Annotated in this window: 18 protein-coding genes; 14 read left to right on the top strand and 4 right to left on the bottom strand. The window is 63.8% G+C overall.

What is annotated here, in order from left to right:
• Window positions 1–52 precede the first annotated feature (52 nt).
• Window positions 53–673, top strand: a complete 621-nt coding sequence (locus ACODTJ_RS11295; RefSeq protein ID WP_454658523.1) for a TetR/AcrR family transcriptional regulator — start codon at window positions 53–55, stop codon at window positions 671–673.
• Window positions 670–2325, top strand: a complete 1656-nt coding sequence (locus ACODTJ_RS11290) for an acyl-CoA dehydrogenase family protein (RefSeq protein ID WP_454658522.1) — start codon at window positions 670–672, stop codon at window positions 2323–2325. The genes ACODTJ_RS11295 and ACODTJ_RS11290 overlap by 4 nt, the downstream gene beginning before the upstream one ends.
• Before the next feature lie 4 nt (window positions 2326–2329).
• Here the strand turns inward: ACODTJ_RS11290 and cbiB are convergent, their stop codons facing one another.
• Window positions 2330–3307: an adenosylcobinamide-phosphate synthase CbiB gene (gene cbiB, locus ACODTJ_RS11285; RefSeq protein ID WP_454658521.1), complete on the bottom strand. Its 978-nt coding sequence runs from the start codon at window positions 3305–3307 to the stop codon at window positions 2330–2332.
• On the opposite strand from cbiB, the gene cobD reads away from it, so the two are divergent.
• The 3 genes from cobD to ACODTJ_RS11270 all read left to right on the top strand — a co-directional run bounded on the left by cobD (window position 3306) and on the right by ACODTJ_RS11270 (window position 6629).
• Window positions 3306–4337 carry a threonine-phosphate decarboxylase CobD gene (gene cobD, locus ACODTJ_RS11280; protein WP_454658520.1) on the top strand — a complete coding sequence of 344 codons (1032 nt, stop codon included), beginning with the start codon at window positions 3306–3308 and terminating at the stop codon, window positions 4335–4337. The genes cbiB and cobD overlap by 2 nt on opposite strands.
• Before the next feature lie 82 nt (window positions 4338–4419).
• Window positions 4420–5391: a D-2-hydroxyacid dehydrogenase gene (locus ACODTJ_RS11275; protein ID WP_454658519.1), complete on the top strand. Its 972-nt coding sequence runs from the start codon at window positions 4420–4422 to the stop codon at window positions 5389–5391.
• Between the two features lie 17 nt (window positions 5392–5408).
• The gene (locus ACODTJ_RS11270; RefSeq protein ID WP_488848838.1) at window positions 5409–6629 is read left to right on the top strand and encodes an MFS transporter; all 1221 of its coding nucleotides are present in this window, start codon (window positions 5409–5411) and stop codon (window positions 6627–6629) included.
• A gap of 3 nt (window positions 6630–6632) precedes the next feature.
• Here the strand turns inward: ACODTJ_RS11270 and ACODTJ_RS11265 are convergent, their stop codons facing one another.
• Window positions 6633–7160 carry a hypothetical protein gene (locus ACODTJ_RS11265; RefSeq protein ID WP_488848836.1) on the bottom strand — a complete coding sequence of 176 codons (528 nt, stop codon included), beginning with the start codon at window positions 7158–7160 and terminating at the stop codon, window positions 6633–6635.
• A gap of 95 nt (window positions 7161–7255) precedes the next feature.
• Window positions 7256–8920 (bottom strand): GMC family oxidoreductase, encoded by a 1665-nt coding sequence (locus ACODTJ_RS11260; protein WP_488848834.1) that lies wholly within the window; start codon window positions 8918–8920, stop codon window positions 7256–7258.
• 229 nt (window positions 8921–9149) lie between these two features.
• Here ACODTJ_RS11260 and asnB (ACODTJ_RS11255) point away from each other — a divergent pair, with 229 nt between their 5' ends.
• The 7 genes from asnB (ACODTJ_RS11255) (at window position 9150) to ACODTJ_RS11225 (ending at window position 19548) form a co-directional block, all read left to right on the top strand.
• Complete coding sequence (asnB, locus tag ACODTJ_RS11255; RefSeq protein WP_488848832.1) at window positions 9150–11048, top strand: asparagine synthase (glutamine-hydrolyzing); 1899 nt, start codon at window positions 9150–9152, stop codon at window positions 11046–11048.
• A 142-nt stretch (window positions 11049–11190) separates the two neighbouring features.
• The gene (asnB, locus tag ACODTJ_RS11250) at window positions 11191–13128 is read left to right on the top strand and encodes an asparagine synthase (glutamine-hydrolyzing) (protein WP_488848830.1); all 1938 of its coding nucleotides are present in this window, start codon (window positions 11191–11193) and stop codon (window positions 13126–13128) included.
• A 25-nt stretch (window positions 13129–13153) separates the two neighbouring features.
• Window positions 13154–14113, top strand: coding sequence for an NAD-dependent epimerase/dehydratase family protein (locus tag ACODTJ_RS11245; RefSeq protein WP_488848828.1), 960 nt, complete (start codon window positions 13154–13156; stop codon window positions 14111–14113).
• A gap of 5 nt (window positions 14114–14118) precedes the next feature.
• Window positions 14119–15063, top strand: coding sequence for an NAD-dependent epimerase/dehydratase family protein (locus ACODTJ_RS11240; RefSeq protein WP_488848826.1), 945 nt, complete (start codon window positions 14119–14121; stop codon window positions 15061–15063).
• Window positions 15064–15116: 53 nt separating this feature from the next.
• The gene (locus tag ACODTJ_RS11235) at window positions 15117–16178 is read left to right on the top strand and encodes an NAD-dependent epimerase/dehydratase family protein (protein WP_488848824.1); all 1062 of its coding nucleotides are present in this window, start codon (window positions 15117–15119) and stop codon (window positions 16176–16178) included.
• A gap of 42 nt (window positions 16179–16220) precedes the next feature.
• The gene (locus tag ACODTJ_RS11230; RefSeq protein WP_488848823.1) at window positions 16221–17081 is read left to right on the top strand and encodes an ABC transporter permease; all 861 of its coding nucleotides are present in this window, start codon (window positions 16221–16223) and stop codon (window positions 17079–17081) included.
• A gap of 10 nt (window positions 17082–17091) precedes the next feature.
• Window positions 17092–19548, top strand: a complete 2457-nt coding sequence (locus ACODTJ_RS11225) for an ATP-binding cassette domain-containing protein (protein WP_488848821.1) — start codon at window positions 17092–17094, stop codon at window positions 19546–19548.
• Between the two features lie 56 nt (window positions 19549–19604).
• Here ACODTJ_RS11225 and wecB read toward each other — a convergent pair whose 3' ends face one another.
• A complete protein-coding gene (gene wecB, locus ACODTJ_RS11220; protein ID WP_488848819.1) occupies window positions 19605–20642 on the bottom strand; it encodes a non-hydrolyzing UDP-N-acetylglucosamine 2-epimerase in 1038 nt (345 codons plus the stop codon).
• A 301-nt stretch (window positions 20643–20943) separates the two neighbouring features.
• Here wecB and ACODTJ_RS11215 point away from each other — a divergent pair, with 301 nt between their 5' ends.
• On the top strand, window positions 20944–21141 hold the full coding sequence (locus ACODTJ_RS11215) for a hypothetical protein (protein WP_488848817.1): 198 nt from the start codon (window positions 20944–20946) through the stop codon (window positions 21139–21141).
• A gap of 16 nt (window positions 21142–21157) precedes the next feature.
• Window positions 21158–23773 (top strand): glycosyltransferase, encoded by a 2616-nt coding sequence (locus tag ACODTJ_RS11210; protein ID WP_488848816.1) that lies wholly within the window; start codon window positions 21158–21160, stop codon window positions 23771–23773.
• Window positions 23774–23885: the final 112 nt, after the last annotated feature.

The following is a 23885-nucleotide window of genomic DNA, read 5'->3' as shown; positions in this document are numbered from 1 at the left end:
CGATCCAGTCTTCAGATTGAATCTGAATTCAAATTCAATTTCGAGATCAAGCATGGCCGACGGCGCATCGAAGCAACCCCGCAAGGCCGGCAAGCGCGAGGCGATCCTCGCCGCCGCGCGCGGCATTGTGTCGGAAGTCGGCTTCCATGAGACCTCGATCGCCGCGGTGGCTGCCGCCAGCGGCGTCTCGACCGGCAGCGTCTATTCCTATTTCGCTTCGAAGGCCGAACTGATGGCCGAGATCGTCGCGGCCGTGTCGTCGCGCGAGCTCGCCGTGCTGCGTGAGATCGCCGCGAGCGACGCCCCCGTCGCAGAGCGCCTGACCGCAGCGGTCGAGGCCTTCGCGCGCCGCGCCTTCGCCAATCGGCGCCTGGCCTGGTCGATGATCGCCGAGCCCGCTGACCCCGCCGTCGATGCGACGCGGCTCGATTATCGCCGCGAGATCGCCGGCATCTTCCGTGCGCTCGTCGTCGAAGGCGGAGCGCTGGGTGCCTTCCGCCCGGTCGACCCCGATGCCGCCGCCGCGATGATCGTCGGCGGCTTCATGGAGGCGCTGATCGGCCCGCTCTCGCCGGAACGCCCGATCACACCTGAGCGCGGCCGCGAGATCGCCGCCGCCCTTGCCGATCTCTCCATCGCCGCGCTGATTTCCCGAGAAGGACAGGCCGCATGACCGCGCTCGACGCTTACGGCTACGACACCCATGAAGTGCTGAATCAGGCGCCGGCGCTGGCGGATTATGACGCCTTCGCCGCCGATCCGGCGCTCGGCTCGATCCTCGATGCCTTTGGCGCCGGCTGGTTCAGCGAGCAGGCGAGCGTGGTAGGCCACCATGTCGGCTCTCAACGCGTGCAGGACTTGGCGCGGCAGGCTAATCGCAGCTTGCCGGAACTGCGCACGCATGACCGCTGGGGTCGGCGCGTCGACCAGATCGAGTTCCATCCGGCCTGGCACGAACTGATGGGGCTCGCGATGCGCGACGAGTTCCATTCCTTGTGCTGGACGAAACCGCGCGAAGGCGCGCAGGTGGCGCGGGCGGCGGTGTCCTATCTCTGGAACCAGGGCGAGAACGGCATCTGCTGCCCGCTCGGCATGACCTATTCGGCGATCCCCGTCCTGCAGCGCGATCCCGCGCGCTGGGCCGAGTTCGGCCGATTGATCACCTCCACCGACTACGATGGGCGTCCGCTGCCGGCGGTGCAGAAGCGTGGCGGCACGGTCGGCATGGCGATGACCGAGAAACAGGGCGGCTCGGACCTGCGCCAGACCCAGACGGTGGCGACACGCAATGCCGACGGCACTTACTCCCTCACTGGCCATAAATGGTTCTTCTCCGTCCCGCATTCCGACGTGTTCCTGACGCTGGCGCGCACGGAGGAGGGCGTGTCCTGCTTCGTCGTGCCGGGCTGGCTCCCGGACGGCTCGCGCAATCGCCTGCAGATCCAGCGCCTCAAGGACAAGTGCGGCAACAAGTCGAATGCATCCTCCGAGGTCGAATTTCGCGGCGTCATCGCCCATCTGATCGGCGAGCCCGGTCACGGCATTCGCGCCGGGCTGGAGATGAACCACTATACGCGGCTCGATTTCGCCGTAGGCTCGGCCGGATTGATGCGCCATGCGGTGGCGCAGGCCGCGCATCACACCGCCCATCGCCGTGCCTTCCAGAAGGCGCTGATCGACCAGCCGATCATGACGAACGTCATCGCCGACCTCGCGCTGGAGGCCGAGGCCTCCGCCTGGCTCGCCTTCCGCTTCGTCCATGCACTCGACCGCGAGGGCGGGAGCGAGGCCGAGAAGCTGATCGGCCGCATCGGCGCGCCGATCGCGAAATACTGGAACTGCAAGCGCGCCACGCCGGTCGTGGTCGAGGCGCTGGAATGCCATGGCGGCAACGGCTTCATCGAGGACCACTTGATGGCGCGGCTCTATCGCGAGGCGCCGCTCAACGGCATCTGGGAGGGCACGGGCAATGTCGTCTGCCTCGACGTGCTCCGCTCGATCCGCCGCTATCCCGATTGTGTGCCGGCTTTGCTCGATGAATTGCGTGCCGCCCGCGGCAGCGATCCGCGCTACAACGCCTTCCTCGCCGAGCTGGAAACCGATCTCGTCGATGTGCTCAGGCATGAGCATCTGGCGCGCCGCTTCGTCGAGCGCATGGCGCTGGCTCTGTCGGCCTCGCTCTTGATCCGTCACGCGCCGCATGCGGTCGCCGACGCTTATGTCGCCTCGCGCTTGGCGGGCGGCTGGTCCGGCCATTTCGGCTCCCTGCCGCAGGGCGCCGATCTGCAGGCCATCGCGCGGCGGGCCGTGCCCGTGTCAGAGTGAGGCTTCAGAGCAGCGTCACGGCCGCCAGCAGCGCGGCAGACGCCCAGAGCAGAGTACAGGAGCGCTTGTAGAGGGTGAGCGCCCGGCGGATATCGGCGGCATTGGCCTCGGCCCGGCCATCGCCCATCCAGTGATCCTCGACGCGGGTCTCGCCATAGACGCGCGGGCCGGCAAGTCTGAGGCCCAGCGCCCCGGCCATGGCGGCTTCCGGCCATCCGGCATTGGGCGAGCGATGCTTGCCGGCATCGCGCCGCAACGCTCGCCAGGCACCAACAGCGTCCACCTTCGGGTCCAGCGCGGCCGAGACGACCAGCAGAAGCGCCGTCAATCGCGAAGCCGGCAGGTTGACGAGATCGTCGAGCCGCGCCGCCGCCCAGCCGAAGGCGAGATGACGCGGCGTGCGATGGCCGATCATCGAATCGGCGGTGTTGATCGCCTTGTAGGCGGCGATGCCCGGCAATCCGCCGACGCCGAGCCAGAAGGCCGGCGCGGTGATGCCGTCGGAAAAGTTCTCCGCGAGGCTTTCGATGGCAGCGCGCGAGACGCCGGCCTCGTCCAGCGTCTGCGGATTGCGGCCGACGATCATCGAGACGGCGCGCCGTCCGCCCTCGAGCCCGTCACGTTCCAGTCCCTCGGCGACGCGGGCGACATGCTCGTACAGGCTGCGCTGCGCGATCAGGGTCGAGGCAAGGAGGGCGAGCGGGATCAGGCCGAGGAGGCCGAAGGAGAGGCACAGCCGCTGGATCAACGCCGACAGGGCGATGATGATGGCGAGCAGCAGCGTCAGCGCCAGAACCCCCATGGCCTTCCGCCTGACGAAGGAGGCGGTCTCTTGGTTCAGCACGCGATCGAACATGCCGATCAAGCGGCCGATCCAGGTGACGGGATGGCCTATCGCGGCATAGAAGCGCTCGGGATAGCCGAATGCCGCCTCGATGGTCAGCGCGAGCACGAGCAGCGGCAGGTTGGCGGAGAGGTTCATGCGGGGCGCAGGCGAGGTCGTGGCTGAGGACGGTATCTGGCATGGCGGCGATCTCGCCACGGCCCGCGCGCTCTTTCCGGAGGCGCCGCAGCCCTGGGTCGATCTCTCCACCGGGATCAATCCGATCCCCTATCCGCTTCCGGCGCTGCCGTTAAGCCTCTGGACGCGCTTGCCTGGTGCCGATGACGAGGCGGCACTGATCGCCGCCGCCCGTGCGGCCTATCGGGTGCCGTCTCACGCAGACATCGTTGCGGCGCCCGGCACGCAGATCCTGATCGAGTTGCTGCCGCGCCTCGCATCCGCCGGTCCGGTCGCGATCCTCGGGTCGACCTATGCCGAGCACGGTCATGCCTGGCGCAAGGCTGGCTACGCCGTCACCGAAACCGTGACGCCCGCCGAGGCGGCAGCGACCATTATCGTGGTCAATCCGAACAATCCCGACGGGCGCGTGCTGTCGCAGGCCGAACTGACAAGTCTCGCGGCGCATTGTGCCGCCAACGGAGGGCTACTCGTCGTCGACGAAGCCTTCGCCGATTTCACGCCCGAGGACAGCATCGTGCCGGACTTGCCTGATGGCACGATCGTGCTGCGCTCCTTCGGCAAGACCTATGGTCTCGCCGGCCTGCGCCTAGGTTTCGCCATCGGCGCGCCCGGTCCGGTGGCGAAGCTCAAGGCCGCGCTTGGACCCTGGTCCGTTGCCGGTCCCGCTCTCCATGTCGGTGCGCTGGCTTTGTCGGACGCTGCCTGGCTTGCCGAGACTGGCAGTGCGCGGGCGCGCGATGCTGCCCGCCTCGACGCCCTGCTTGCGCCGCATGGCCGGATTATTGGCGGCACCACCCTGTTCCGCCTGCTCGAAACCCCCGGGGCCGCGGCGCTCTTTGCCCATCTCGGCCGGCACGGCATCTATGTCCGCCGCTTCCAGAACGCGCCGGATCGGCTGCGCTTCGGCCTGCCGGGCGATGAGGCCGAATGGTCGCGTCTGCGCGCGGCGCTCACCTTCGATGCCCCGGAAGCATCGCCGTCAGCGTGAAGCTTGCATGCGGCGGATGCGGGGACAGGAGCCGGCGGGCCGGCTAACGTCGACCGTATAAGGAATCGGGGAGAGACAACGCATGGCATTCCTGCCGCCGGAAGGCGACCTGACGATTGGCTTCGCTCACGCCGCCTATCAGCTCCGCGACGAGTTCCTGATGCGCAGCCGTGCGGCGAAGAGCTTCGAGGTCCGCAGTCTCGACGAACTGCGCGAGCGCGCTCCGGAAGCCGATGTGCTCGTCGTCTCCGGCCTGTGGCGCAATGACCTGCTGCCGCGCCTGCCGAAGCTGCGCTTCATCCAGTCGATCAGCGCCGGCACGGACCAGTTCGACAAGTCCGCGATCGGCGCAGCCGGCGTTCGCCTCGCCAGCGCCCAGGGCGGCAACGAGCGGGCGGTCGCCGAACATGCGATGTCGCTGATCCTGGCGCTGACCCGCCAGATCCATTTCGCGCGGGACAATCAGGTAAAGCAGGTCTGGCGCCCGATGATCGGCGATCGCGCGCTGCGCGAGGACGAGCTCGGCGGCAAGACGCTGGTCATTGTCGGGCTCGGTCGCATCGGCCTCAGGCTGGCGAAGCTCGCGAGCGCCTTCGACATGCGCGTCATCGGCGTGCGCCGCAGCGCCGAGCCGCAGCCGCATGTCGAGGCGGTCGTCCATCCGGACAAGCTGGCCGAGGTGGTGGCCGGGGCCGATTTCGTCGCCCTGACCTGCCCGCTGACGCCCGAGACGGAAGGGCTGATCGATGCCCGCATCCTCGGCGCGATGAAGCCTTCCGCCTTCCTGATCAATGTCGCGCGGGGCCGCGTCGTCGACGAGATGGCCCTGCTCGATGCGCTCGGTAACAGTAGCATCGCGGGTGCAGGGCTCGATTGCTTCCATGAGGAGCCCTTGCCGCCGATCTCGCCGTTCTGGCGCATGCCGCAGGTTATCGTCACCCCGCATAGCGCCGGCGAAACCCGCGCCTACGAAGGCAATGTCGTCGATATCCTCCTCGACAATCTGGATCGGCTGGCGCGCGGCGAAACGGGCCTGCGCAACCAGATCGTCTGATCCGGGGCAGGGTGGGCATGGCGTTGCCGCGATTCGTCCGGCCAGGCGGGCCGTCGCTGATCCCTGCGCTCGGTGTCACGCAGGTCTTCGGCTACGGCGCGCTCTTCTACGCTTTCACCGTGCTGGCGCCGCGCATGACCGCCGATTTCGGCTGGGCTCCGGAATGGACCTTCGGCGGTTTCGCGGTCGGGCTTCTGCTGGGTGGCGCGGTTGCGCCCGTCACCGGCAGCCTTATCGATCGCTACGGCACCCGGCTGGTGATGACGACCGGCTCCGGGCTGGCGGGCCTCTCGCTCTTCGCGCTGGCCGAGGCGCGCGGCATCGTCAGCTATACGCTCGCGATGGCCGCCGTCCAGGCGGTGACAACCGCCGTGTTCTACGACGCCGCCTTCGCAGCGCTGACGCAGGCGCGCGGTAGCCAGGCGCGCCGCGCCATCAGCCAGCTCACCCTGATCGGCGGCTTCGCCTCGACTCTGTTCTGGCCGCTGACGTCGAGCCTGCTCGCGTTTCTCGACTGGCGCGGCGTTTATCGGCTCTACGGCCTTTCGCAGATCCTGGTCTGCCTGCCCCTGCATCTTTTCTTCCTGCCCGGCCGGGTGAAGCGACCGGTCGTCGCCGAGACCGGTGCCGCCATCCCGTCCAGCCCACAGGAGCCGGAGACGGCCTATCTCACGGGTGATACCCGCCGCCGCGCCTTCCTGCTGCTGGCGCTGGCCTTATCGCTGCAGGGCTTCGTCGTCTCGGCCATGGCCGTGCATATGCTGGCGCTGCTGCAGGGGTTTGGCCTCAGCGCCGCCGTCGCGGTCGGAATCGGTGCGATGCTCGGGCCGTCTCAGGTCGCCGGGCGCCTCGCCGAGATGCTGTTCGGCCGCGGCGTCTCTCCGGTCACCACGGCCTGGGTCTCGGCCTGGCTGATGCCGATCGGTCTTGTCCTGCTCCTGATCGGCGGAGCTTGGCCGATCGTCGCCGGGCTCTTCGCCATCGCCTTCGGCATCAGCATGGGCCTGAGCTCGATCGTGCGCGGCACTGTCCCGCTCCAGCTCTTCGGTCCGGTCGGCTTCGGTGCGACCATGGGCAAGCTCTCGGCGCCTGGCCTCGTCATCAAGGCGACGGCCCCACTCGCCTTCGCCATCGCGCTGGAGCGTGGCGGCGTCACGGTCTCGACGCTGTTGCTGATCGCCTTCTCGGCGCTCGCAGCCGGCGCCCTCATGCTGTTGGCACGCGGCCGCTCGGCCTGAGGCTCAGGCCCGCATCGTTCGCCACCAGTGGCGCACGGCGTCGCGTGTGCGCATCGCCAGGCCATAGGCGGCGGTGGCTCGGACCCAGCCGAGCACGCTGTCGCGCACGCGCACGATCTGTCCCATGATCCAGGCGAACCAGCGATAGCTCAGAAGCTTCTCGCGGCCGGCATGATAGATCCGCTCGACGAAGACGAAGCTCATCAGATGCGCGAAGGCGGTCACCACCAGACCGGCCCAGAACTGCCCGCGCGCGAACAGCAGCAGCCCGAACAGCTTCAGCGGCTCGGCGATGGCGAAGGGGATCGCCAGCGCCAGCAGGACGAGCGGCGGCGGCAAGACGGCGACGGCCTCTTCCAGCCGGCGCATGACCCGCAATTCCGCAAGCCGGCGCAGCAGCGGCCGATAGAGTGGGCGCAGCAGCTCGTCGAGGATGATGAAGACGGCGATGACGGCGCGCAGGATCGCGAGCAATCCGCGCGTCAGCGGGCCGCGTTCGGGTACAGGTGAGGGCGGAAGGTTATCGGGCATCCCTACGATTCATAAGCCCGGATTTGCGGCAATTCCATGCCGCAGGTGATCCATGATCCCCTCGCTGCACGCGCAAGGCCGTTCAAAACACGGTCTTAGCGGCGCGCATCCTCCTTCAGCATCGCCACGCCCTTTTCGGCGATCATCATCGTCGGGTTGGCGGTGTTGCCGGAGGTGATGGCGGGCATGACCGAGGCGTCGATGACGCGCAGGCCCGAGACGCCGCGCACCCTGAGCCGCTCGTCGAGCACGGCGCCCGGATCGTCGTCGCTCCCCATCCGCGCCGTGCCGACAGGATGGAAGATCGTGGTGCCGAGCTTGGCGGCGGCCTCCAGCAGGGCTTCGTCCGACTGGGCGGCCTCGCCCGGCATGTATTCTTCGGGCCGGAAGCGGGCGAGCGGCTCTTGGGCCACGATCCGGCGCGTCAGCTTCATCGCATCGACAGCGACCTGCCGGTCCTCCTCCGTGTCGAAATAGTTCGGCGAGATGACGGGATTGTCGCGCGGATCGGCCGAGCGCAGATGCACGCTGCCGCGGCTCGTCGGCCTGAGATTGCAGACGCTGGCCGTGAAGGCATCGAACGGATGCAGGCCGGAGCCCCAGCTATCGAGCGAGAGCGGCTGGAAATGGTATTGCAGGTTCGCCGTCGCATAATGCGGAGAAGATTTGGCGAAGGCGCCGACCTGCGAGGGCGCCATGGTCAGCGGTCCCGTACGCAAGGCCGCCCATTCCAGCGCCATCAGCGGCCGGCGCCAGAGCTTGGCGTAATCGCTGTTCAGCGTCTTGACGCCCTGGACCTTGTAGACCGGCCGGATCTGGAGATGGTCCTGCAGATTCTCGCCGACGCCAGGCGCATCGACCAAGGTCTCGATGCCCAGACCCTGCAGCCGCACCCCGCTGCCGATGCCTGAGCGTTCGAGCAGGAGCGGGGAGGCGACGGCGCCGGCCGAGAGCACGACCTCGCCGCCGACCTCGACCCGGAGTTTCTCTTCGCTCGGCGTGCCCAGCCCATGGGTGAATTCGACCGCCTTGGCCCGGCCATCCTCGAAGACGATGCGCTCGACATGGACCCGCGTCTCAAGCCGGAGATTGCGGCGCTCCTTCTGCTCGAGCAGGGGCTTCAGGAAGGCTCGATAGGCACTCAGGCGCCGCCCGCGCCGCTGGTTCACCTGGAAATAGGACGAGCCTTCATTGTCGCCGGTGTTGAAATCCGGGATCTTGGCGATGCCGGCAGCTTCCGCTGCGTCGCGGATCGCATCGAGGATCGCCCATCGCACGCGCGGATGCTCGACGCGCCATTCCCCGCCGGCCTTGTGCAGCCCGCCGGGCGGCGGCGCCATATGGTCCTCATGCTCCAGGAAATAGGGCAGCACGTCGTCCCAGCCCCAGCCGGAGAGGCCACGCTGGCGCCAGCCGTCATAGTCGGCGGCCTGGCCGCGCATATAGACCATGGCGTTGATGGCCGAGGAGCCGCCGACGACCTTGCCGCGCGGATAGGCCAGCGCCCGCCCGCCGAGCCCGGCCTGAGGTTCGGTCTGGAACAGCCAGTCGGCGCGGGGATTGCCGATGGCGAAGAGATAGCCGACCGGGATGTGGAACCAGATCCAGTCATCCATGCCGCCGGCTTCGAGCACCAGGACCTTGGTCTGCGGATCGGCGGCCAGCCGGTTAGCGACGACGCAACCGGCCGAACCCGCCCCGATCACGACGTAATCGAAGGTACCGATGAGGCGTCGGTCGGTCGATGCGGTATCAGGCATGGCGTTTCCGGCAGGTGACGGATGAGGATCCGCTTCTCCATACGAGGGATAAGCGCCGCCACGCCCCGCGACAATGCCACTAAAATCCGAATCCGCTTGGGCTTTTGAGAGCAGCAGCCCTGCGCCGTCCGCCCTGCGCTCTCGACCGATCGGAAACGGATCACTATAAGCCGCGCCAGAGGCTCGCTCGCTCCCGTCGCGGCGCCGGCCCTTTTTATGAGGCTCTTGGATGTGCGGCATTTTTGGCTCGCTCGGCTTCGAATCCGATCCGCAGCGGATTGATATCGTCGCTCATCGTGGCCCGGATGGGCGTGGCTGGGAAACCTATGCCAGCGCCAAGGGCCCCGTCGCCCTCGGTCATCGTCGTCTGGCTATCATCGACGTTTCGGACGCCGGTTTGCAGCCGATGTGCGACGCGTCGCGCCGCTATTGGCTCGTCTTCAACGGCGAGATCTACAATTACATCGAGCTGCGTGAGGAAATGCGGGCGAAGGGCGAGGTTTTCGTCTCCGAGTCCGATTCCGAGGTGCTTCTGCGCGCCTATATGCTCTGGGGCGAGGAGGCATTGCCGCGGCTGCGTGGCATGTTCGCTTTCCTGATATGGGATGATCGCGACAAGAAGCTCTTCGCCGCCCGCGATCGGTACGGCATCAAGCCGCTATACATGGTGACGACGCCCCGCGGAGCCGCCTTCGGTTCGGAGATCAAGCAGCTCTTGGGTCTTCCAAGTGTGTCGGGCCGGATGAATGTCGCCCGCGTCCACGATTTCCTGGCTTCCGGCATCTCTGACCATACCGCGGAGACGATGTTCGAGGGCGTGTTTCAGCTCCGCGGTGGCGAGTGCGTCACGATCGATGCGAGCCGCGATACAGCCATCGAAGCCCGATCGCGTCGTTGGTATCCTGCGACCGCCGGCGATATTTCCGTGTCCGAGGACGAGGCTGCGGCGCGGTTCCGCGAGCTTTTGACCGAGTCGGTTCGATTGCATCTGCGCTCGGATGTTCCCGTCGGCTCCTGCCTGTCGGGAGGCCTCGATTCATCGTCCATCGTTTGCCTGATGTCCGGCATGATGGGCTCGGGGGCGGGCGGCGCGAAGGTCAACACGGTCTCGGCTTGCTATGCCGAGAAGAGCGTCGACGAGAAGCCGTTCATGGATGCGGTCGTCGCGCACGCCCATACAGAGCCGCATTACATCTTCCCGAAGGCCGATGACGTGTTCCAGCGCGCCTCGGACATCACCTGGCATCAGGATGAGCCTTTCGGCTCGACCTCGATCTTCGCGCAATGGTGTGTCTTCGAGGAAGCGCGGCGCGTCGGCGTCAAGGTGATGCTGGACGGGCAGGGGGCCGACGAGCAGCTTGCCGGCTACCATGGCGGCTTTTCCTACTACATGGCCGACCTGACCCGGCGTCGGCAGTTCAAGCAACTGCTCACGACCATTCTGGAGCGGAACCGCTATCACGGCACGCCTGTCGCCGATCAGATCAAGCATCATCTGGTGCCGCTGCTGCCGCGCGGGCTTGGTGGCCTGCTGCGGCGCCAGCATCGCGCGCTGACTCAGCATGACTGGCTGGGGACTGATGTGCTGCGCCAGCAGGGCAATCCGCGGACTGCTCTCGAATTGGCCAGCGACGAGCTCGGCCTGCCGCCGGTCACCGATTTGCGCACGCTCTGCATGACGATGACCTATGGCTCCAACCTCGCCATGCTGTTGCACTGGGAGGATCGCAATTCGATGGCTCATTCGATCGAAGCGCGTGTACCCTTCCTCGATCATCCGCTGGTCGAGTTCGACCTGGCGCTGGGGAACGACCACAAGATCGTTGGCGGCGATACCAAGCGCGTCCTGCGGCGCGGCATGGCTCATGTCCTGCCCGAGAGCGTTCGTGAGCGGCGGGACAAGCTCGGCTTCGCGACGCCGGAGCAGATCTGGTTCCGCGGACCTTTGCGCGGCCTGGTCGAGGACGGGATCGAGAAGACGCTCGCGCGCTATCCGGGGTTGATGAACGCGGATGGCGTACGCGCATTGACCAGGGAGATGTTGGACGGCGACCGGCCTCTCGATTTCACGCTGTGGCGGATCGTCAATCTCGGGATCTGGGGCGAGCGGACCGGGGTAACTCTGTAGTGGGGCGGCCTAGGAACTGGCTGCCATGACAAGAACGCAGGGGCCTGTTACAGAGCGCCTCTGTATTCGAGTTCGAAGGAATGGATGGCCGGCCTCGTCCTGGCGGCGGTCGCTCACGGCTCCATAAGTCAGAAAGTTTTCCATGTGTGGAATTGCAGGTGCAGTCTCGGTGACGCGCCAGCCTATTGCAAAGCTCGACCGCGCTCTGGCCGCCATGAGTCAGCTGATCGCGCATCGCGGCCCGGATGGCCATGGCTTCTGGCGCGCGCCTTCGGATGTCTGCGGCCTCGCCCATCGCCGCCTGGCCATCATCGACCTGTCGCCTGCAGGCCACCAGCCGATGGTTGGCAATAGCGGCACCGTCATCAGCTTCAATGGCGAAATCTATAACTATGTCGAGCTGATGGACGAGCTGAAGGCCGGCTGGTCGTTCCGCTCCTCTTCCGATACCGAGACCGTGCTCGCCGCCTACGCCAAATGGGGCGTCGACTGCCTGAGCCATCTGCGCGGCATGTTCGCCTTCGCCCTCTGGGACGGCGACCGCTTCTTTGCGGCGCGCGACCGCTTCGGCATCAAGCCGTTCTACTATGCCGTCGTCGACGGGGTGCTGTATTTCGCCTCGGAGATGAAGGCGCTGCTGCCGGTGCTGCCGGAGATCGCGACCGATCCGGACGCGCTCGCCGAATACATGACCTTCCAGTACACGATCGGCGAGAACACGCTCTTCAAGCACGTTCAGACCCTCCTCCCCGGCCATGCGCTGACGGTGGAGAACGGCGAGGTCAAGGTCTTCCGCTACTGGGATGTCCATTACGATATCGACTGGGACCACACGCCCCGCTGGTTCGGCGAGGAGATGCGGACCCGCCTGTCGGATTCGATCAAGGTGCATCTGCGCTCGGACGTGCCCGTCGGGGCCTATATCTCGGGCGGCATCGATTCCAGCCTGATCGGCATCCTTGCCGGCCGCGAGGAGGCTTCCGGCCGCATCGGCTTCCACGGTAAGTTCACCGAATTCGAAGGCTACGACGAAAGCGTCTATGCCGAGGCGGCCTGCCGGGATGGCGGCATCGAGCTGCACCAGATCGACATCACGGCAAGCGATTTCCGCGACAATATCGAGAAGGTGCTCTATCATCTCGACACGCCGGTCGGTGGGCCGGGCTCCTTCCCGCAATACATGGTCTCGGAACTGGCGGCGCGGCACGTCAAGGTCGTGCTCGGCGGCCAGGGCGGTGACGAGATTTTCGGCGGCTATGCCCGCTACCTGATCGCCTATCTCGAGCAGGCGCTGAAAGCCTCGATCGACGGGACCCAGCGCAACGGCAATTTCGTCGTGACGCCGGAATCGATCATCCCGCATCTGACGGTTCTGCAGGAATACAAGCCGCTGATCCGCCAGCTCTTCTCCAAGGGTCTGTTCGGCCCGCTCGACGAGCGCTATTTCCGTCTCATCGACCGCTCCGCAGATATGGAGAATGAAGTCGACTGGTCGGCGCTCGATCGGGCCGGCGTCTTCACGCGCTTCCAGGCCATTTTCAATTCCGAGCGGAACGTGAGGAAGGAAGCTTATTTCGACTCGATGACGCATTTCGACTTCAAGTGCCTCCTTCCTGCGCTGCTTCAGGTCGAGGACCGGATGTCGATGGCGCATGGACTTGAATCGCGCGTGCCGCTGCTCGACCACTCCGTCGTCGAATTCGCCGCAACCATCCCCGCGGACCTCAAGTTCAAGGGCGGCCAGATGAAGCACTTCATCAAGTCGACCTTCTCCGGCGACCTGCCGCAGGAACTGGCGCAGCGACGTGACAAGATGGGCTTCCCGGTGCCGCTGAAGGAGTGGTTCTCGGGCGAGCTCAAGGACATGGTCGCCGACATCTTCGCGACGCAGAAGAATCGCCACCGCGCGTTCTTCAACTCCGACGTGATCCTTGCCAATTTCGACAAGGCCGAGCGCTTCTCGCGCAAGACCTGGGGGCTGCTCAGCCTCGAACTCTGGCAACAGATATTCCATGATCGTGCCGCTTCGTATCGGCGCATGCTTGACGAGGTCGAGCCTGCTCAGGTCGCGGCCCAGTAACTCCAGCACTCACGGGAATTAGACGATGAAGGTCTTCATTACGGGTGGCTCCGGCCAGGTCGGCTCGACAGCGGCGGACATGTTCCTGGCGCGGGGCGACACCGTGATGTCGCTCGAGAATTTCTCGACCGGCCGGCGCGACAACCTGCTCGACCAGGAGAATCTGACTCAGGTTGAGGGGTCGATCACCGACTGGAAGCTGGTCGACCAGCTCTTCTCAGACTTCAAGCCCGATGTCGTCGTGCACACCGCCGCTTCCTACAAGGATCCGGAGGACTGGGAGACCGATGCGCTGGTCAATGCCGTCGGCGGCGCCAACATCGCCAAGGCCTGCAAGCTGCACAAGGTCGGGCGCCTGATCTATTTCCAGACCGCCCTATGCTACGGCACCAAGCCGCTGCAGCAGCCGATCACCTTGGACCATCCGATCAATCCGGTGAACTCGAGCTATGCGATCTCCAAGACCGCGGGCGAGCACTATGTGCAGTTCTCCGGTATCGACTGGGTGACCTTCCGCCTCGCCAACGTCATCGGCCCGCGCAACGTCTCCGGCCCGCTGCCGATCTTCTACGGCCGCCTCGCCGAGGGGAAGAAGTGCTTCGTCACGCCGGCTCGCCGCGATTTCTGCTACGCCGGCGACCTCGCCAAGGTCGTCGTTCAGGCCGCCAACGGCAAGGGCAACGGCACCTATCACTTCTCGTCCGGCAAGGACGTGGCGATCAAGGAGCTCTATGACGCCGTCGTGAAGGCGATGAAGCTCAACGACTATCCGGAGCCCGAGGTGAAGCCGCTCGGCCCGGATGATGCCGCCTCGATCCTGCTCGATCCCTCGCGCACCTTCGCCGATTTCGGCGATATCGAGTTCACGCCGCTGGACGAGATCGCGCGGCTCTCGGTCGAGCGCTGGGAGAAGGAAGGCGTGGTCGGCGGCTATACCCATCTCAAGGAAGCCCGCGCTGACATCAAGACTCCGGCCAAGGGCTGAGACTGATGATGCGTATCCTGATCACCGGTGGCGCCGGCTGCCTCGGTTCGAACCTGACCGAGCGCTATCTCGAAGCCGGGCACGAAGTTCTGGTGCTCGACAATTTCGCGACCGGGCATCATGGCTCGCTGCCGGATGCGCATCCTGCATTGCGGCTCGTCGAGGGCAAGGTTCAGGACCGCGCACTGGTCGATGGCCTGTTCGCCGAATTCAAGCCGACCCATGTCATCCATTCGGCGGCGGCCTACAAGGATCCGGACGACTGGCTCGAGGATACGCGCACCAATGTCGAGGGCACGATCCATGTCGTCGAGGCGGCCAAGGCCGCCGGCGTGCAGCGCTTCGTGAATTTCCACACCGCGCTCGGCTACGGCAGGCCCGAGGCGCTGCCGATCCCTGCCGATGCGCCGGCGCGCCCCTTCACCAGCTATGGCATCTCCAAGCAGGCCGGCGAGAACTACCTCGCGATCTCGGGTCTGCCCTTCGTTTCGCTGCGGCTCGCCAATGTGACTGGCCCCCGCCTGGCGATTGGGCCGATTCCGACCTTCTATACGCGGCTGAAGGCCGGCAAGGGCTGCTTCTGCTCGAAGACGATCCGCGACTTCATCGACATGGATGATTTCTTCTCGGTGATGGATGCGGTCATGGCCGAGGGAGCGCCGACAGGCCTGTTCAACGTCTCGACCGGGACTGGCCATACGATCAAGGAGATCTTCGACATCGTCGTCGACCATCTCGGTATCACGCTCAGCGAACCCGTGCCGGAGGTCGAGGCGGGGGCCGACGACGTTCCGGCTGTCGTGCTCGATCCCTCGAAGACGATCGAGGCCTTCGGCTGGAAGCCGCGTTACTCCTTCGAACAGACCATCCGGCGCATGCTGGCCTGGTACGACCAGCACGGCGTCACCGCAATCTACAGCCACCTCAAGGCGCCGCCGGCGAAGGTCTGACCGCCTTTGCCTGCCAGGCTCGCTCTGCCTCATCTTCCAAACGGATTTTTTCCATGACTGAAAGCTTTGCTGGCAAGAACGTGCTGGTCGTCGGCGGCGCCGGCTTCGTCGGCTCCAATCTGGTGAAGCAGATCCTGCGTGAAAAGCCGCGCAAGCTGACGATCGTCGACAACTTCCTCTCGGCCGACCCGATCAACGTTCCGGACGACCCGGCGGTGAAGCTCGTCTCCGGGCCGATCACCAATGATCGCATCCTGGCGGAGCTCGATAGCGATCTCGACTATGCCTATCACCTCGCCTGTTTCCACGGGAACCAATCCTCGATCCACGATCCGCTGATGGATCATGAGAACAACACGCTGACCACGCTGAAGCTGTTCGAGCGGCTGAAGGACATCAAGTCGCTGAAGAAGGTGGTCTATTCGGCCGCCGGCTGCGCCGTGGCCGCCAAGACCTTCGACGGCGCTACGGCGACGACCGAGGACGCGCCGGTCTCGCTCTTCCACGACAGCCCGTATTCCATCTCGAAGCTGATCGGCGAGATGTACGGCAACTATTATTTCACGCGGCACGGCCTGCCCTTCGTCAAGGCGCGGTTCCAGAACGTCTATGGTCCGGGCGAGATCCTGGGCGCGGGCCGCTGGCGCGGGACCCCGGCGACGGTCTGGCGCAACGTGACCCCGACCTTCATCTGGAAGTCGCTGCATGGCGAAGCGCTGCCGGTCGAGAACGGCGGCATTGCCACCCGGGACTTCATCTTCGTCGAAGACATGGCGCGCGGCCTCATGGCCTGTGGCCTGAAAGGTGAACCCGGCGAGATCTACAATCTCGGTTCGGGCGCTGAGATTTCGATCCGCGAGCTCGCCGAACGCATCAACGTGGCGACCGGCAATGCGACGCCGATCGCCCTGACTCCGGCGCGCGACTGGGACCGCTCCGGCCAGCGCTTCGCCGCGACCGACAAGGCCCGCGAAAAGCTCGGCTTCGTGGCGAGCGTCCCGCATGAAGAGGGCATTCGCCGCACGGTCGAATGGACGAAGGCCAACCGCGAGACGGTCATGCGCTGCATGATGAGCCACGCGCATTTCGTGCCTGACGTGAAGCGCTACTCCTGATATGCCGGCTCGATTTTGTAGCGCGAGATGACGGCGGAACGGATGAGCGACGAGACGGAGGGCGCACAGCACATACGTCGGGGCGCCAGCCCAGGTGAGGGCGGTCTCGGCGTCGGCCGCATCTTGAGATCGGTTTGGCACAACCGCGCCCTTGTGCGTGAGATGACGCGCCGGGAACTGACGGACCTGCATGCCGGGCAGGCGGCCGGCGTGATCTGGCTCGTCGTGCACCCGCTTTTCCTGTTCGCGGTCTATGCGTTTCTGTTCTCAGTCGTCTTCAGCATGCGCATCGGCGAAAAGGGCCCGACGGATTATCTCGTCTACCTGTTTTCCGGCCTGGCGCCCTGGCTGATGACCGCCGATGTCCTGGCGCGTTCCTCGCACGTCATCGTTTCGAACGCTGCCATCGTGAAGAAGGTCACCTTTCCGACGGAAGTCCTGATCGCGAAGACGGTTCTCGCTTCGGTTCTGGTTCAGGGGTTGCTCTTCGCTTGCGTCATTGTTTACGCGGTGATGACGCGCGGCCATTTGCCTTGGAGCTTCCTGCTTCTGCCTGTGGTTTTTGGGCTCCATCTCGCGCTGCTCTGGGGACTGGCGATGCTGCTCGCTTCCCTCACGCCCTATTTTCGCGATGTACCGGAACTGGTTCGTATCTTCGTGACGATCAACATCTATCTCGTTCCGATCGTCTACCTGCCGAACATGGTCCCGGGGGCACTCAGGTTCGTCGTCGATCTCAATCCGTTCAGCTATCTGATCTGGTGCTATCAGGAGATCATCTACTACGAGAGCGTTCGTGGGCCGGCTGCCTGGCTTGGGCTGATCGTCTTTTCGGGGGCCGCGGTGCTCGCCGGTTCCTACGTGTTCTCCCGGCTCCGGCATCACTTCTCGAGCGTCGTCTGAAGGTTCCGCGATGAGCGACGTTGCCATCCAGGTCCGTAACCTGGTCAAGGAATACGAAGTCTATGCCAAGCCGATCGATCTTGCGCTCGAGATCCTGACACGCCGGCCGCGTCACCAGATCTTCAGGGCGCTGGACAGCGTGAGCTTCGATGTCATGCGCGGCGAGGTGCTTGGCATTATCGGCACGAACGGGGCCGGCAAGTCGACGCTGTTGAAGCTCGTCACCGGCGTGCTGGAGCCGACCTCCGGCCAGGTCGACATCACAGGGCGGGTTACCGCGATCCTTGAGCTGGGGCTCGGCTTCAACCCGGAATATTCCGGTCGGGAAAACATCTATCTGAGCGGTTTGCTCTACGGGATGGACCGTCAGGAGATCGACCGGAAAATCGACGACATCATTGATTTCAGCGGACTCGCAGACTTCATCGAGCGGCCGGTCAAGACCTATTCGAGCGGCATGCATTCGCGGTTGGCCTTCTCGATCGCAACTGCGGTCGATCCGGACATCCTGATCATCGACGAGGCCTTGGCGGCAGGCGATTCGGCCTTCGTGCAGAAGTGCATGCGCCGTATCCGTCAGCTCTGCTCGCATGGCCGCACCGTGATTCTCGTCTCGCATGGCACGGGGCTGCTCGCCCAGTTATGTCAGCGGGTGATGTGGATGGAGAAGGGTCGGATCAAGATGGTCGGCCCGGCTATCAATGTCGTCCAGGCCTATGATCTGGCAGCACATGAGCAGGCCGATTCGGCGGGCTGGCTCGATACGGTCGAGGACGACCTGACTGCCGCCGCGAAAGCGGAAATGGGGCTGGAAACGGGTGAGCCGAATACGATTAAGGAGATCGTAGCGGGGAGTGGCGCGACGAAACAGGTGTTTCGTCGCGGACCGGTGTTCATCGAGGGTGTCGAGATGTTCGATGCCGCAGGAGCATCGAGCACGCGCCTGACGCTCCTGAAACCCTTTTCGCTCCGTATTCGCTATCGCGTCGAGGGAGACCTGCCCGAGACGACGCTGGGCGTTGCGGTCGCTGTGAACGGGCGTCACGATCTTGCGCCGGTCGCCCAGTTCTTCACGCAGAATATCAGGCCGACCGAAACCCGCGAAAGCTACGCTGATGCCGCGGATCGCAAGAAGGCCGGCCGCAGCGGGATCGTGACGCTGCACTTTCCAGCGGTGCCTTTCCGCAAGGGTGAGTATTTCCTGTCGCTGGGACTCCTGCCCAATACACCGGGAAGCTGGGAATTCTATGAATACCGCCACTTCCATTACATCTTCAGTGTCGACGACGCCGGCATGGATATCGGCGCGCCGATCTTCCTGGACGCGAGCGTCTCGTACGAGGCTACACCGGCCGCAGGGGATGCCGGCGGCCGGACCCTAGAGAAGGCGGTTTCGGCCAACAGGCCCCTCTCGCTTGAGCTCACACCGCCCGGCGTGAGCTACAAGACCTTGCGGGAGGAGATCGAGGCTGTCTGCATCGGGCGCGGTGGCTACCCGGATGCATGGCCTCGCCATCAGGACTGCCCTGCCTGCGGATCGCATGCGCTTGCGCCGCTCTTCAAGAAATATGGCTTCAACCATGCGCGCTGCGCAGCGTGCGGCTTTGTCTGCGTCGATCCGTTTCCGCCCGATCATGTCCTCGCCGAATTGTATTCTGGCGCCTATTACACGCGTACGCGCCAGCTCTTCGAACTGCCGCTGCTGAGGCAGGGCGGCAAGATGACGCCGTTTTCCGCACCGGCCGACGTACTCGAGCAGATCGTCGAACAGGTGAGCGGGGATATCCCCTCGGGCCGATGGCTCGATGTCGGTGGTGGGCTTGGTGCCTTCGCAGCGCTGGTCAAGAGCAAGCGTCCTCACTGGACGGTGGCGTTGAACGAGCTCAACCGCGAGTCGGGCGCGATCGCCAAGAGCCTGTTTGATCTGGAGGTGCTCGACGGCAATCCCGAGATGCTACGGGCGCAGGGACTGCTGTTCGACGTTGTGTCGTCCGTCGCTGTCCTGGAGCACATTCCGGATCCTGCGGCATTTCTGGCGAGCTATGCCGAGCTCGTGCGGCCGGGCGGCTGGCTGGTGACGGTCGTACCGCAGTTTACCCGGCTGAACGCCGAGATTTCGCAGGGCTCGTCACCGAACGCAGTGCCGCCCTTCCATGTTTCCCTGTTCGGGGCGGAAGCGCTGAGCCGCCTGATGGAGCGCTTGCCGGGATTGCAGCTCGAGCGGATCGAACAGGCCGGGCCGGCTGCCTTCGACCTGCTTCACGTTCCGGCCACCGGCGATCATTGGGATATCACGGTCCCGACTGAAGCCGAGCCGACGCCGCGCTCGATTCTGATCGACCCTTATGATGATGACAAGGCGATGCAGCTGAATGCGCTCGCCAAGGCAGCGCCGCTGTTCACGGAGTTCTTCGCGGGGCATGACGGCCGACTGTATCTGATCGCCTATTGTCGGCGGACAGCCTGAGCGTCGCGACGACTCGCGGGTGAGACACTGCAGACTTCCCTGAAAGCTGCGGTGTCTCAGAGGGCCGCTTTCAGGATCTCCGCGATCGTGATCGCCGATCGGCCGTCGCCATAGTCGGGGATGTCGCGCCGCGGCGCATAGTCTGAAGCGGTCCAGAGGCGGTTCCAGCCGGCATCGATCGTTTCGACCCATTCCGTCTCGTCGCGTAGCGTGACACAGGGCACGCGATGAAAATAGGCTTCTTTCTGCAGGCCGCCCGAATCCGTGAATACGGCCGCGGACTGGTTCACCAGCCACGCCATGTCGAGATAGCCGATCGGGTCGATCAACCTCAGCCCGGCAGGTACCACTCCGCGTTGCGTCAGCAGTTTCCGGGTGCGCGGGTGGACCGGCATGATGATGGGAATGGAGCGAGCCGCATCTTCCAGCCAGGCAACGACACGGGCAAAGCGAGCTGGATCGTCGGTATTCTCGGCTCGATGAACCGTCGCCACGGCATAGCGTTTGGGCTGGATTGCGAGATCGGTCAGGATGGTAGAGCGCCCTCTCGCCCGTTCGATCGCAGCGATTGTCGTGTCGAACATGACATCACCGGTTGCGTGGACACCGGCAACGATGCCTTCCTGCGTCAGGTTGTGAACGGCGGTCTGCGTCGGACAGAAGAGCAGGGTACTGACGTGATCGGTGACGACGCGGTTAATTTCCTCCGGCATCTGCCGATTGAAAGAGCGCAGACCAGCCTCGACATGCGCCACCGGAATGTGCAGCTTTGCTGCGGCCAAGGCCCCAGCCACGGTCGAATTGGTGTCGCCGTAAACGAGCACGATATCGGGATTCTCGGCCAGCATGGCCCCTTCGAGCTTCTCCAGCATTCTGCCGGTCATGGCGCCATGGCCGAGGCTGTTGATCTCAAGATGATAAGCAGGCTTCGGGATTGACAGCTCTTCGAAGAAGACATCCGACATCAAGGCATCGAAGTGTTGGCCGGTATGGGCGATGGTTTCGGTCAACCCCATCTGGGCGATCGCGCGGCTGACGGGTGCGGCCTTGATGAACTGCGGCCGGGCACCGAGGACGGTGAAAACCTGAATCATGATCGTTCCGCTGCCGGCCTTCCACTGCTTCACGTGTCTAGAGCGCTTTCGCGATTCGGAGAACGGCGGAATTGCACTCGCCGCAGCGCGAGCGGCTGCATCTTGTCCGCTTGCGCGGTTCGGTCGAGCCGGGTGCGATACTGCCGCGAGCCTTCTCTGTAACAGGCGCGGGCAACCGCATAAAATTGCCTTACAAATCGGGCACCGATCAAAATGGGCACCTGAGGCTCATTCGTGCTGACGCGACCGCGCGTACATGCTAGACGAACCCGCCGATCAGAAAGGCATAGAGGCGAACAACATGGCCGCCGTCGAAGAAGAACTTTGCAAGTTGCGGTGTGTCTACGCCGCTGCATCCCAGCCGGAAGGTTTGCAAAACCTTTCTATTGGGCGCACGGTCCCCACAATTTCCATTATCGGCATCGGCAAAGCCGCATTTCGTCCCACTATTACGGCCGACGTCGCAGCGCACTACGCTTCCATGCGTGGGATGCCCTGATTCTAGCTGAGCGCCAATGTTAGATCACGACGAACCCTCACTCGCATCGCTGTTCGATGCGGTCGTGATGTTGACCTGGTCGGATTGGAGGACCGAGCCGCGAAGCAACCGTTTCCATTACGCTTCCCGATTTGCGCGCGTGCTCCCGGTCTTCTTCGTACAGCCGGATGCTGTCGGCACAGAGGTTTCCTTCGAGGCCTCCGACCATCCCAATGTGACGATCGTCCACGCACCCCCCCACTACACGCCGAAAGCGGCCGCGGGTTTGGCGGCTGCACTCAATGAACGTGGCGTCCGGCGACCGTTATTGTGGATTTATAACGTCTTCTTTGAAAACTATATCGCACGATCGAACGCCCGATATGCGGTCTATCACGCGACAGAAAATTACCTGTTGGACGACGACCAATGGGCGGTTTCGGACCGTTCCGTACGCGCGCCGCTCTTGCGGGTTCTTTCTCGCGTCGACCTCGTGGTTGGCGTGTCGAAAGCCTTGACCCGAACCTATCGCGATCTCTCCCAATACTCCGGCAGGGCGATCACGTTGGCCAATGGCTGCGACTTCGCTTTTTGGCGGGATAGTGGCGCGGCCGAGCACGATGCCTCAGCCGGCAACATCGCTCTTTACCAAGGCGGCATCAATGCCAGGCTCGATTACCCGCTTGTGATCGAGTTGGCGCAGCAGATGCCAGAATGGCGCTTTTGGTATTGCGGGCACATCAAAGATGCCGGACCGCAATGGAGCGTTCTCTCTGCTCTACCAAATGTCGAATATAAGGGAGAACTGTCTCCCAAGCAGATTGCGGAGCTCGCCAAGAGCGCAACGGTTGGCCTGATTCCGTTCCTGAAAGGTCCCTTGATCCGGCAGTCGCTGCCTTTGAAAGCCTACGAATACGTTGCTTGCGGGCTTCCTGTCGTCAGCGTTCCGATCGATGCGCTCGAAAACGAGCCGCAGCTTTTTAGCATTGCCGAAACGGCGGTTGAATTCGCTCAGAAGCTGCGAGAGCTGGCACCGACAAGATCAGAGCCGGCATATCTCGAAATCCGCCGCGATGCCGGCGATAGGCAGTCTTATGACGGGCGTTTCGCTGAGCTCAGCAGGACGGTTGTCGACGCGGTTGCGTTGAGGTCACGTAAGAAGATTCGCCTCAACATTCTCGTTCTGTACGATGATGGCTCAACCCACGTCAAAACGATATTCGAGCATCTGGAAGCCTTCCAGAAGTATTCGCGGCATGATGTTTTTATGATGCCGATCACAGGACATGTCGACACGGATGGTTTGGATTTTTCCCCTTTCGATGCCGTGCTGATCCACTATTCGGTCAGGGTTTCGATTCTGGATCATATCCTCGATCCCATGGCGTCGGTTATCGCGCGCTACGACGGGCCGAAGCTCCTGTTCGCGCAGGATGAATACGAAGGCACCGAAACGGCGCGGGCCTGGATCGAACGGCTCGGCGTGGACGCGGTGTTTACAAACGTGCCGATGGACGAAATTGAAAAAGTCTATCCTCGATCCCGCTTTCCAATGGTCGATTTCGTGCCGACCTTAACAGGATATGTTCCCGAAGACCCTCAAATAGACGACTTTGCCCTGCCATTGGCAGAACGAAAGACGCTTATCGCTTATCGCGGTCGCATGCTGCCTTATCATTACGGTGATCTTGGGCAGCAGAAATATCAGATTGGCGTAGAGGTGAAGCGGCTCTCGGCAGAGCGCGGATTGCCTGTCGACGTGGAAGTCGATGACGCCAAGCGCATTTATGGCGACGATTGGTATCGCTTTCTGGGCTCGGCGCGAGCCACGCTCGGAACGGAGAGCGGCGCGAACATCTTTGATCACGACGGATCTTTGCGCATCGCAGCTCTGGCGAACAAGGATATGCCGTATAAGGATTTCGCTCAGCGCTTCCTTCAAGGGCGCGAGGGTGAGGTTCGCATGAACCAAGTTTCTCCAAAAATATTCGAGTCGATCAGGCTTCGTACTGCCCTTGTGCTTTTTGAAGGTGAATATTCAGGCGTTGTGAAGCCAGATGTCCATTATCTTCCGTTGAAGGCCGATTATTCAAATTTCGATGATATTGTTGAAAAGCTGCGGGATGACGAGTTTTTGCGAGGTATGACGGATCGGGCTTATCGAGACGTCATCGCCACCGATCGATATTCATATGCGGCATTTGTTCATGGCGTGGATGCTTACCTGGACCAACGAACCGCTCCCCGGCGACGGGCGCGCCTCTATTCAATTCCGATCGCGGCTGCATTTGCAGACCAATTGCCAGTAGCTGCATGGCCGGCTCAGGGCGCGCCCAAGGTGGTTTCCAATCAAATCATCCAGCCGGCTTTTGCCAGAGCGGCGGTGCAAGCACTTCTGTTCGATTGTGCGAACCCGTCTCCGAAGGATAGAAGAGGGGCTCGATCAATACGGCGGGGACTGAGGCGATTGTGGCGAGCGTTACCAATGCGAGCCCGGTATGGTGCAGTCGATGCGATGGCATTCATCAATCGCGTCTCGCTTTACCCGGCAGATGAGCGGCTGCGGCCGCATACGAAGCTCGTTCTCTTGTTTTGGAAGCTCCTTCCTGCGGCCATCAGAAAGGCGGTCCATATGCGCCTGGGCGGTCGCTAGAATATTGTTCGAGAGAAGTGGGCGCCGGCTCTCGTGAAGAAGACGAATGGATCATAGCCGTTGAGCGGCGATTGACGTGGTAGGCAGGCTTCGGTCCGGCGACTTTCGCCGA

This window comes from Allobosea sp. FG18, assembly GCF_057809495.1.
The sequence above is the reverse complement of the archived record's forward strand: the minus strand, read 5'-3'. Positions and strand labels throughout refer to the sequence as shown.

Coding starts and splice junctions, on each gene's coding strand:
- ACODTJ_RS11260 (WP_488848834.1), bottom strand. CDS start 8,920: ATGCCTGATACCGCATCGACCGACCGACGCCTCATCGGTACCTTCGAT.
- asnB (WP_488848832.1), top strand. CDS start 9,150: ATGTGCGGCATTTTTGGCTCGCTCGGCTTCGAATCCGATCCGCAGCGG.
- ACODTJ_RS11275 (WP_454658519.1), top strand. CDS start 4,420: ATGGCATTCCTGCCGCCGGAAGGCGACCTGACGATTGGCTTCGCTCAC.
- ACODTJ_RS11235 (WP_488848824.1), top strand. CDS start 15,117: ATGACTGAAAGCTTTGCTGGCAAGAACGTGCTGGTCGTCGGCGGCGCC.
- ACODTJ_RS11230 (WP_488848823.1), top strand. CDS start 16,221: ATGAGCGACGAGACGGAGGGCGCACAGCACATACGTCGGGGCGCCAGC.
- ACODTJ_RS11215 (WP_488848817.1), top strand. CDS start 20,944: ATGGCCGCCGTCGAAGAAGAACTTTGCAAGTTGCGGTGTGTCTACGCC.
- ACODTJ_RS11240 (WP_488848826.1), top strand. CDS start 14,119: ATGATGCGTATCCTGATCACCGGTGGCGCCGGCTGCCTCGGTTCGAAC.
- wecB (WP_488848819.1), bottom strand. CDS start 20,642: ATGATTCAGGTTTTCACCGTCCTCGGTGCCCGGCCGCAGTTCATCAAG.
- ACODTJ_RS11225 (WP_488848821.1), top strand. CDS start 17,092: ATGAGCGACGTTGCCATCCAGGTCCGTAACCTGGTCAAGGAATACGAA.
- ACODTJ_RS11290 (WP_454658522.1), top strand. CDS start 670: ATGACCGCGCTCGACGCTTACGGCTACGACACCCATGAAGTGCTGAAT.
- ACODTJ_RS11210 (WP_488848816.1), top strand. CDS start 21,158: ATGTTAGATCACGACGAACCCTCACTCGCATCGCTGTTCGATGCGGTC.
- ACODTJ_RS11295 (WP_454658523.1), top strand. CDS start 53: ATGGCCGACGGCGCATCGAAGCAACCCCGCAAGGCCGGCAAGCGCGAG.
- cobD (WP_454658520.1), top strand. CDS start 3,306: ATGCGGGGCGCAGGCGAGGTCGTGGCTGAGGACGGTATCTGGCATGGC.
- ACODTJ_RS11265 (WP_488848836.1), bottom strand. CDS start 7,160: ATGCCCGATAACCTTCCGCCCTCACCTGTACCCGAACGCGGCCCGCTG.
- ACODTJ_RS11245 (WP_488848828.1), top strand. CDS start 13,154: ATGAAGGTCTTCATTACGGGTGGCTCCGGCCAGGTCGGCTCGACAGCG.
- ACODTJ_RS11270 (WP_488848838.1), top strand. CDS start 5,409: ATGGCGTTGCCGCGATTCGTCCGGCCAGGCGGGCCGTCGCTGATCCCT.
- asnB (WP_488848830.1), top strand. CDS start 11,191: ATGTGTGGAATTGCAGGTGCAGTCTCGGTGACGCGCCAGCCTATTGCA.
- cbiB (WP_454658521.1), bottom strand. CDS start 3,307: ATGAACCTCTCCGCCAACCTGCCGCTGCTCGTGCTCGCGCTGACCATC.